2 protein-coding genes are annotated in these 1932 nt (G+C 59.6%); one reads left to right on the plus strand and one right to left on the minus strand.

Features of this window, described 5'->3' with window-relative positions:
- The coding region (locus AC1DRJ_RS25885) for a MurR/RpiR family transcriptional regulator (protein ID WP_477804662.1) at nt 1-817 on the plus strand (817 nt) is incomplete at its 5' end.
- Nucleotides 818-890: 73 nt separating this feature from the next.
- Here the strand turns inward: AC1DRJ_RS25885 and AC1DRJ_RS25890 are convergent.
- Nucleotides 891-1745: a D-hexose-6-phosphate mutarotase gene (locus tag AC1DRJ_RS25890; RefSeq protein ID WP_477804663.1), complete on the minus strand. Its 855-nt coding sequence runs from the start codon at nt 1743-1745 to the stop codon at nt 891-893.
- Between the last annotated feature and the right edge of the window lie 187 nt (nt 1746-1932).

Below are 1932 nucleotides of genomic sequence, written 5' to 3' on the forward strand. Positions count from 1 at the left end.
GAACAAGGCTGAACGTAAAGTCGCCGAAGTGATCCTGCTCAACCCACAGCAGGCCACCCGGTTCAGCATCGCTGCGCTCGCCCAGGCCTCAAAGGTCAGCGAGCCGACGGTCAACCGCTTCTGCCGTTCGTTCGGCGTCAGCGGCTACCCGGAACTCAAGCTTCAGTTGGCCCAAAGCCTGGCCAGTGGCGCGGCGTATGTCAGCCGTGCGGTCGAGGCCGATGACAATCCTGAAGCCTATACAAAAAAGATCTTCGGCAGCGCCATCGCCTCTCTGGACAGTGCTTTGCAGGCGCTGGATCCGAACCTGATCAGCCGCGCCGTCGATCTGTTGATCCAGGCCCGGCAGATCCACTTCTTCGGCCTCGGCGCCTCGGCCCCGGTGGCGCTGGATGCGCAGCACAAATTCTTCCGTTTCAATCTGGCCGTCACCGCCCATGCCGACGTGTTGATGCAACGCATGATCGCGTCGGTGGCGCACACTGGCGAGCTGTTCGTGATCATTTCCTACACCGGCCGCACCCGCGAATTGGTAGAAGTGGCGCGCATCGCCCGGGAAAACGGTGCATCAGTGCTGGGCCTCACAGCCGAAGGATCGCCTTTGGCCAAGGCCAGTACGCTGAGCCTGAACATTCCACTGCCGGAAGACACCGATATCTACATGCCGATGACCTCGCGCATCATCCAGCTCACCGTGCTGGACGTGCTGGCGACTGGCATGACCTTGCGTCGAGGTGTGGATTTCCAGCCACATTTGCGCAAGATCAAGGAAAGCCTGAATGCGAGCCGGTATCCCATTGGGGATGAATTTAATTAATTGAAGATTCGCAGCCTCGTTTCACTCTGTAGGAGCTGTCGAGTGAAACGAGGCTGCGATCTTTTGATCTCACTTAAACCCCCGCCCGCGCCTGCAAACTCAAATGCGCCCTCTCCCCCGGTGCCAGGCTCAGGCTGTCGGTACCACCGCTGGCCGCCTCCACACAGACAAATTCCGAAATCTCATTCCAGCTCACGCCCAACAATGGCCGTGAGCCCGGATGCCAGACCACCGTGTCCGCCTGATCACCGGTATCGATGCATAACTCGCGCTGCCAGGCGTGATCCTTGAGCTGCAATTCGCCGTCGTGCTGGAACACTCGCTGGCACCCGCCATCGACTCGTAATTCACCTTCCTGCTGACACGTCTCGCGATTCAAGTGGTCATAACCCTGTGCACCTTCCAGCCCGGACAGCGCTACCTCACCCACGTCACCAATACGCCAGTAAGCGTGCAACGCCTGACTCAATTGACACGGCAGGCTGTCCTGATGCTCGGTGCTCAGGCGCAAATCCATGCGTTCGCCAAGGTGGGCATGCAGGTCCACTTGCCAGTCACACAGCTGAAGTTGCCAGTGCAATCGCACGCCATCGTCGGCATGGCTGCTGTCGAGCAGCTTCCAGTCGATCAACCGCGCCCAACCGTGGGAAGGCCAGGCGTTTTCGCTCGGATGACGGCCGTACCACGGCCAGCACACGGGCACTCCGCCACGAATCGCGCCGACCTGCGGCCACCGCGCCGCGCACCAAAGCCAGGGCTTTTGACCCGTTGGCTGGAAGTGCAGCAACTGCGCGCCCTGGCGACTGAACACCGCCTGACACAGCGGATGGTCGATCACCAACACTTCGCGCTTCTGATAGCGCTCCCACGCAAACACCGGCCGTTCGCGCAAGGACTTGAAGAAGCGTTGTAGCGGATGCTCATGCATGTGCCGTGGTCCTGAAAATCATGGGGGTATTCATACTTTTGTGCCCGGCGAATTTCTGTGGAGCTTGCTGTGGCTAGGGAGCTTTCTGTGGTGAGGGGGCTTGCCCCCGTTCGACTGCGAAGCAGTCGTATAAAGGTAAGCAAGTTTTCAGTAAAACCGCAGTGGCAATAATGGGAGTGCTACGCAC

This window comes from Pseudomonas sp. P5_B2, from assembly GCF_056400445.1.

What these genes read in the sequence shown, in the direction of transcription:
- AC1DRJ_RS25890 (WP_477804663.1), bottom strand. Translation starts at nt 1,745, where the DNA reads ATGCATGAGCATCCGCTACAACGCTTCTTCAAGTCCTTGCGCGAACGG.